Genomic DNA, 6,894 nt, shown 5'->3' on the forward strand with positions numbered 1-6,894 from the left:
TTGATCGTCGGCTTTGACCGCTAATCTCTTCCGGGTTCACAATCGATTGGTAAACGAGCAATTAATTCAATTCTCACTATTAGTAGAAGCACCACGTTCTGGTCAAGCTTTCGATTAAGCGAAACGCAAGCACGACCTTCCCCGCGGAATTATCCGAACCAAATATGATTACAGCGGACCCCGAAGGTCCGTAAAATTACGGAGAGTTACCTGGAGCATATTGCTCTTTGCCGGAATCGGGATTCTCGAGGGCGAGGATTTCTGATTCAAGCTTCATGCTGAGAACGAAGGCCAGCATGCATGACGCGCCCGGATTCGGAAGACATTCGCGAACGCGCTCTTGCGCGAGCTGACGCGGGGGAGAGCGTTCGTTTGATTGCAGAAGTGCTTCACATCAGTCCTTCCTGTGTGACGAAGTGGAAGAATCTGCGGCGGAGATCGGAGGCGTTTCTGCCCGCAATATCGGCGGTCGCAGGATCTCTCAGACAATCTGATCGTCCGCTCGGGACCGTGACAGAGGTCTTGAACCGCGCCTGGTACCAGCGCACGAGCGGTCACACCGTTAAAGACATCCAGAAAAGGGGTCGTCATCCCATCCACAAATGGATGGCCGCAACGTTGGATGGGACCGTCGAGCAGACCGGCGCCGTCTTCGAAGCCAAGTTCATGCTCCCTTGGGCATTTACCGCCGCCGCAAGCTCATATCTGCTTAATCGGCGAAGGCATTGGCGTTCCCCAGCACCCAATGTCACCCGAAGCGACGGCGAGCATTAAATCGGGCAAGTCCACAGTCCCCGACGCCGGTTTGGCCAAAGCAAGGCTAAGATAAAAACCAGAGGGCAGATTTCCGGCGTCAACTCGGCGGACAAGCTCTAATCCGTGCGAGGGATCTTTGGCAACAACCGAATGGCGGCGCATCGCCCGGCAAATCCGACGTATCGTCCCGACCTTGTCCTCGCTGCTCAAGCGCTGGTTCATAGCGGTCGTAGTCCCACCGACTGCACGCATCTCCCAAGCCGCCACCAAGGCCATCCGACCACTCTAGATGGCCTTACTTCAGTTCGGTGGTTACAACCCTGGCGCCGTGCACCACAAGCTCCGCCGCGCGCATCGAACAGATGCAGATGCCTGCCAGCGGATTCATCTTCATTGCGGCGAGTTCTTCTTCCTTGTCGCGATCGTAAACCGTTTGGAGGCCTCGGCTTCGGCCTTTCTGACCCGCTCTCGCAGCTCGATGAGCTGACGGTACTCGGTTTCCAGCGGGTCGCGATAGGAGAACTGCGCCGCTGGTGCGCGATAGTTCGAACTTCCATACGACGAATATCGTATCATGGAAATCGATGCCTGTTTTCAGGCAACCCCCGCTAACTGATGGTTCGGGAAAAATACCCGATCGACGCGACGATATTCCGTCTCGGCAACTTCGCAACGAATGTCACTCGTTAAGCTTGATGCCCGCGAGACGCGTTAAACCTGGAACTGTCGACAGGAATGGATCTGCACGGCGAGGGCGGCTACTTAAACGACCGCACCCGACCGGAACAGCTTTGAATGCTTACGACGCCAAACCACGAACATAATACCGCAAATATTCGTTGCGAGTTGCGGCCACTTCTGTTTGAGCTGTGGAGAATAGTGAAAACCAGAAGAAATAAGAGCGCAGCTCGCATTTAATCCGACGCAGTGAGTCGGAGTCCCTGAAGTGCCGGACATTTGGTTTCCACTTCTCGCGACCGCCATCGTCGGCACACTCCTTTTCCTTGCGTTCCGACGATAGCCCGCCGTGTGGCAATAAATCCTCAGCGGCCGCTGAAATCGCGGTTCCCCACGTGATGCCTTTGACTGTGCATAAACAGGAAGGTTCACTTCCAAGACAGGAGGTGGACGTGAGTACCTGGTTGCTCATTTTTCTAGTTATTTTGAGCGTGGGCATTTTAATCGCACACGCTATCGACGCGATGCGCTCCTGAATCGCCGGACGTCACTTGCCATTTAATTGGATTTTCATGAAGAAAACCAAAATCGCGCACTTGTCTAAATCGTAAGCGCTGCTCCGGCTCGAAATAGAGCGGCTGAGGGCTGAGTCTTCCCGCATCGCTCGTCAAGGCGAGGCAGACTGGTGAGTCGGGAAGCAAGACAAAGGGATGCATGTTGGTTTTGGCACTAACAAGCGAAGGCTGCCTTCGCGCAGCTATGCAAGTCGCAAAGCGTTCATTGTTCAGACGCCTAGCGGCTAAGTTTGCTCTCTCAAGAGAGAAGAAGCCCCGCGGATCACCAGCCGGAGAGCGAGACCGACGTCGGCTCGCGCCTTACGCAATCGAAGTACTGCTACCAGAAAGAGGAAGAACCACCGCATGAAAGCCACGCAGATCGGGCGTTATTCGCAATGCTCAGCAGACGCCCTGAAACTAACCTCCTGCGCGCCAGCGTCTCGCGGCGCTCGCTTGCAGCTGTCGAACTGCGGGACCTTTCGAGATTAGGTAGCCAACCAAGCAGAGATCTCGTCGTCATCGGCCGAAACGCGCCATCTGCCGATTTTCTTTGGCGCGGGATACTAGATCCGGCTGATCCAAGCTAACGCGCGAGATCGCGGCGGTGCCGGGGCCGTAGACGGTGCTGGCCGTGTTTTGTGCGATCGCGAGATCCAAGGCCCGGCCTTGCGAATTCGAAAACCGTGAGGCCCGAGCGGCAGGCCAGCAGCAATATCTTGCTTGCCGCTCGCAGCAAGCGATGCGCGGCGATCCACCGAGGGAAAGCATTCAGCGAATGTGCGAAAGCGAACAGACCTGATGGGTCAATTTGACTAGTCTCGCGGTGGTCCCAATTGCGGGCCACGTCTGCTGGGGCAGTACCATAGAGGGGCGTGCAATGGACGCTCGTGCGCGACTGGACGGTTGTCATTTCGCTCTGCACCAACATTGTGAGGCACTCGCGTCTCAAGTATCCGAACTTGAGACCCTTCGAGACCGAGTAGCCAAGGCCGAGCGCAGAATCGTCGGTGCGGCACGCGAAACTGGAGCTGGGAAGGCGGTTTACGAGGGCAGCGCGGTCGGCCCGGCCAGCAGCGCGATCATCTGATCAGCGTAAGGGTCCGGGCTTTCAAGACTGACTTAGCTGCGACCCGCCCCAGCCGGGGGGCCGGACTGTGGACATTCGTGATTACCAACCGCAATTTGAGCAGATGTCCCTCGATGAGTTGTGGGCTCTCTACACGGACGTCGATCAGATTCTCGCCGCGAGGATCGTTGCCAAAAAACAAGAACTCGACAGGCGACTCCAACAACTCCAGCAAACTAATGGACCGGGCGGTTCATCAGAGCTCAACGTCCGCGCATCATCGTCGGGTCGCGAGCGCCTCTGACAAGGGCGTCGCGCTTGCCGCAAACCCTGCGCGCGAGCGAGGCTCCCCACCTAAGGTGATCGGGCCATCGATCAATGTCTGCCGGCGGTTGCTTCAGCTTGTGGCTGCACCTGTTGTCCTGGCAACAGACCAAGAGACCGCGGCCGCCGAACCAGCTGATGTCCATAACCGGGAGCAATGAAAATGCAACACCACAGCATCGCCGACGTCAGCTGCGTCATTCTTCAATGCCTGGATGCATATCAAGCCGCTGACGTTGAACCACTCGTGTTGAAGTGTTTCCCGGATCTCGACCGGCATACGCTGTGGCAGGCGTACAACGTCGCCTTGGTGGCATACACGTCAGGCACAGGCCTCGAACACCAACAAAAGGAAGAAGCAGCCGCTGCAATGACTGAGTTTGGAAAATAAACGTTGAGAAACTGAGGGCGACCGGTCCGGGCGTGTCAGGGGCCGCCGGCCGGAATATGCATGGCGTAAGCTGGTCGCGGGGCGCGTCAGCGGTCGCCCACTTCGGCGTAGAAGGCCTCCTGTTGGCCTATCAGCTGCCCAACCGGTCTACTGTTCCAACCGAAGCGGCAAGTTCTATTTCGCAGGAGCTCACGGCGGCGTCAGAGCGCAATGGCGAACACCCCCTCACGGCGGCAAATCTAGATCATTTTAAGGCGCTTAGAGCAATGGCGGCCGTGGACCGCCGCTTTCCTATTGGCTCAACAAAGATCGGCGATCACTGATCTCGCTGCAGCGGCGCGCGCGATATCGGTCTCAACACGGCCGCATCTGCCTGTCCAACAATGCGGCGGAGCGTGGCGTGCGCGGCATCGCTTTAGGTCGCAAGTCGTGGTTGTTCTGCGGCTCGGATCGCGGCGGCGAGCGGGCGGCGGTGATGTACAGCCTGATCGTCACCGCCAAGATGAACGATGTCGATCCGCAAGCGAACTGCTGCCATGGAATTGGCGCTCTGCCATTTGGAACGTTGATCAAGCCGCCTGAGCCGAAAATGACCCGCGCGCGGTCTTCGCCGGCTTTCAATTACCCACATCTCGAACTTAGGATTTGCATTTGTTGAATCGTCTGTGATTCTGTCTGTGACGCCGATTCGCGGAGGCGTCGGAGATGAGCGGAGACACGGGACCGGGCGCTGCAGGCTGGCATGACGCCGAAGTCGTTTCGGCAAGGCTGCCGGACAGGCGACTGGCGCGCCGATTTTGCCGCCTGCTTGATCAGATGTCGGCGGCGCCTGGCCAACCGGTCCCGGCCGCATGCGGTGACTGGGCGGCGACGAAGGCGGCCTATCGCTTCTTCGACAACCCGCGCGTTACCGAGCATGGGATGCTGGCCGGTCATTTCGCCGCGACCGCCATGCGCTGTGCGGCGAGCGAAGGACCAATCCTCATTCTGCAGGATACTACTGAGTTCATCTACAGCCGTGCGCAGCCAGGAAAGATCGGCTTCACCAAGACCATCAACGCGGGACGTTATAAGGCGGGTCAGCCCAATGTGGTGACCTTGTGTGGGGTGCTGATGCATTCGAGCCTGGCGGTAACCCTCAGCGGGACGCCGCTCGGGCTGACGGCAGCGAAGTTCTGGACACGCACGAAGTTCAAGGGGACCTGGACGCTCAAGCGGCACGTGAACCCCACGCGCGTGCCGATCGAGACGAAGGAAAGCTATCGCTGGCTGGAGAACCTGCGCCAGTCGATGGCGCTCGTGGGCACGCCGGAGCGCTGCGTGCATGTGGCCGACCGCGAGAGCGACATCTACGAGCTCTTTTGCCTGGCGCAAGATCTCGGCACGCGCTTTCTGGTGCGGGTGCAAACCAATCGATTGGCCGCCGCCCCCGCCGGCGAAGAGCAGCGGGATGGGGCTCATCGGGTCTTCGCCCAGCTCTCGGCTATGCCTTGGGCGGGGCGCCATTATGTCGCGATCGGAGAGGATGAGACGGCGTGTGTGCACGTGAAGTTCGCCGCCATCCAAACCTTGCCGCCCGTCGGCAAGCAGAAGCGATATAGTCCTCAGCTTCTCACCTACATCCAAGCCCTTGAGATCGACCCGCCGGCGGACCGTCCGCCGATCGACTGGAAGCTGGTGACCAATCTGCCGGTCGCAGATTTCGCCATCGCCATCGAGAAGCTCGAATGGTACGCCTTGCGCTGGAAGGCGGAGGTGTTTCACAAGGTCATGAAGTCTCGCTGCCGCGCCGAAGAGGCGAGGCTTGAGACCGCCGAGCCGTTGGCCAAGTTCCTCGCCCTCATCGCGATGGTCAGCTGGCGCACCTTCTTCATCACCATGTCCGCACGAGCAAAGCCCGAGGTTGCGCCAGAGACAGTCCTTACCCCAACCGAAATCGCGACGCTTGATGCCATCGACGCGGCCCGGGCCAAGCCGCGCATCCTGCGCAAGACCCTCACCACCTATTTGCTCCAGATCGCCATGCTCGGTGGCTACCTCGCACGCAACCACGATCCGCCGCCAGGAAACATGGTCGTCTGGCGAGGCCTGACACGCCTCAATGACATCGCCTTCGGCCTCTCAATCGCAACTCGCCGACGATGTGGGTAATTAAAAGCTTCGCCGGATGCTTACGGTCCAAAGGCGCTCAACGAAGAGATTGGTCGGCAACTCAGCGAAGCGGCAGATGGTGAATGCCCCCGCTGCGCGTCGCATTGAAACGATGCAACGGTGCAGTTCAGGCTTGCGCACGAGATCAGCCGCGCTAGTGCGGCTCGCGATTGTGGGCTATCTCGCGCGCCGCCAGATTTAACTCCAGCTCTCTGAGCTGCTCGATCAGCCGCTCTACAATCTGCTCGTAGTCAGATCGCGTCAGTGAATGCACGCCGTGTAACGTCAGTTGGTTCTGGAGGATCGTCGCCATCATGGCTTTGACGCTCATGGGGACCTCGACTGAAAATCAGGTCGATTACGGACAACGCGAGGTGGCAAAAACCTTTCGCGCCGCACAAACTGGATGATGTGCCGCCTGCGCGCTTTTTGAGTCTGTCGAGCTGATCTGCTGACAAGCAGGTGCGGCGCTACTTCTTCAACAGTATCCCCATCGTTCGCGCCATTCTCCTCACCGGTCCGGCATGACGGCCCAGTTCAGCTGCTATCTTCGATACGCCAGCTCCTGCCCGGGCGAGTTTGGACAATTGCTGAACCTCGCGGTCGGCCCACTGCTTCGGCTTTTGTGTTTTCATGGTGCGGCGCTCCACAACCTGCCGCCCTGCCTACCAGTGAGCCTAGTTGCCCACACTTGGGAAATTTACGGGTGGTGCCTCCCGCCACGAGGCTCAGCGGTGCGGCGGCTGTAGCGCTCGCGAGATGGGCGTGCGCGGCGTCCCAATTACTGCGCGAACTCTATTGGGGATCGGGACCGCACGGATAGTTGGCGTCGTGGATGTAGGTAGGTCCGCTATCAAGGGTAGATCAGACCTGCCGTATGCGAGCGCCGGACCGCCGCTTTTGTGAAGGGTTTCGGATGCCGGCCCCATGACGGTGGGGCGGCGCGCACCGGGGGCCGGCGTCCGAAAGCC

General features: G+C 59.0%; 5 protein-coding genes and 2 pseudogenes. 5 read left to right on the forward strand and 2 right to left on the reverse strand.

Annotation, left to right across the window (positions count from 1 at the left end; all coding sequences use genetic code 11):
• Positions 1 to 472 precede the first annotated feature (472 nt).
• From IVB13_RS15705 to IVB13_RS15725, 5 genes and pseudogenes are all read left to right on the forward strand, one after another.
• Positions 473 to 708 (forward strand): annotated as a pseudogene (locus IVB13_RS15705) (YqaJ viral recombinase family protein); the annotation flags it as partial.
• A 2,437-nt stretch (positions 709 to 3,145) separates the two neighbouring features.
• A complete protein-coding gene (locus IVB13_RS15710; RefSeq protein WP_247489522.1) occupies positions 3,146 to 3,361 on the forward strand; it encodes a hypothetical protein in 216 nt (71 codons plus the stop codon).
• A gap of 183 nt (positions 3,362 to 3,544) precedes the next feature.
• Positions 3,545 to 3,772 carry a hypothetical protein gene (locus IVB13_RS15715; RefSeq protein WP_247489524.1) on the forward strand — a complete coding sequence of 76 codons (228 nt, stop codon included), beginning with the start codon at positions 3,545 to 3,547 and terminating at the stop codon, positions 3,770 to 3,772.
• Between the two features lie 361 nt (positions 3,773 to 4,133).
• Positions 4,134 to 4,295: pseudogene (locus IVB13_RS15720) on the forward strand (transposase); the annotation flags it as partial.
• A gap of 182 nt (positions 4,296 to 4,477) precedes the next feature.
• Entirely contained in the window at positions 4,478 to 5,923 is a 1,446-nt protein-coding gene (locus IVB13_RS15725; protein ID WP_247489526.1) for an IS4 family transposase, read from the forward strand.
• Between the two features lie 154 nt (positions 5,924 to 6,077).
• Here IVB13_RS15725 and IVB13_RS15730 read toward each other — a convergent pair whose 3' ends face one another.
• Both IVB13_RS15730 and IVB13_RS15735 read right to left on the reverse strand, forming a co-directional pair.
• Positions 6,078 to 6,254: a hypothetical protein gene (locus IVB13_RS15730; RefSeq protein ID WP_247489528.1), complete on the reverse strand. Its 177-nt coding sequence runs from the start codon at positions 6,252 to 6,254 to the stop codon at positions 6,078 to 6,080.
• A gap of 139 nt (positions 6,255 to 6,393) precedes the next feature.
• Positions 6,394 to 6,558, reverse strand: a complete 165-nt coding sequence (locus IVB13_RS15735; protein ID WP_247489529.1) for a hypothetical protein — start codon at positions 6,556 to 6,558, stop codon at positions 6,394 to 6,396.
• Positions 6,559 to 6,894: the final 336 nt, after the last annotated feature.

Origin of the sequence: Bradyrhizobium sp. 17 (assembly GCF_023073515.1) — a bacterium.
Taxonomy (GTDB): Bacteria; Pseudomonadota; Alphaproteobacteria; order Rhizobiales; family Xanthobacteraceae; genus Bradyrhizobium; species Bradyrhizobium canariense_D.

Excerpts from the sequence above, each read along its gene's own strand:
- IVB13_RS15715 (WP_247489524.1), top strand. The coding sequence starts at position 3,545 with ATGCAACACCACAGCATCGCCGACGTCAGCTGCGTCATTCTTCAATGC.
- IVB13_RS15725 (WP_247489526.1), top strand. The coding sequence starts at position 4,478 with ATGAGCGGAGACACGGGACCGGGCGCTGCAGGCTGGCATGACGCCGAA.
- IVB13_RS15730 (WP_247489528.1), bottom strand. The coding sequence starts at position 6,254 with ATGAGCGTCAAAGCCATGATGGCGACGATCCTCCAGAACCAACTGACG.
- IVB13_RS15735 (WP_247489529.1), bottom strand. The coding sequence starts at position 6,558 with ATGAAAACACAAAAGCCGAAGCAGTGGGCCGACCGCGAGGTTCAGCAA.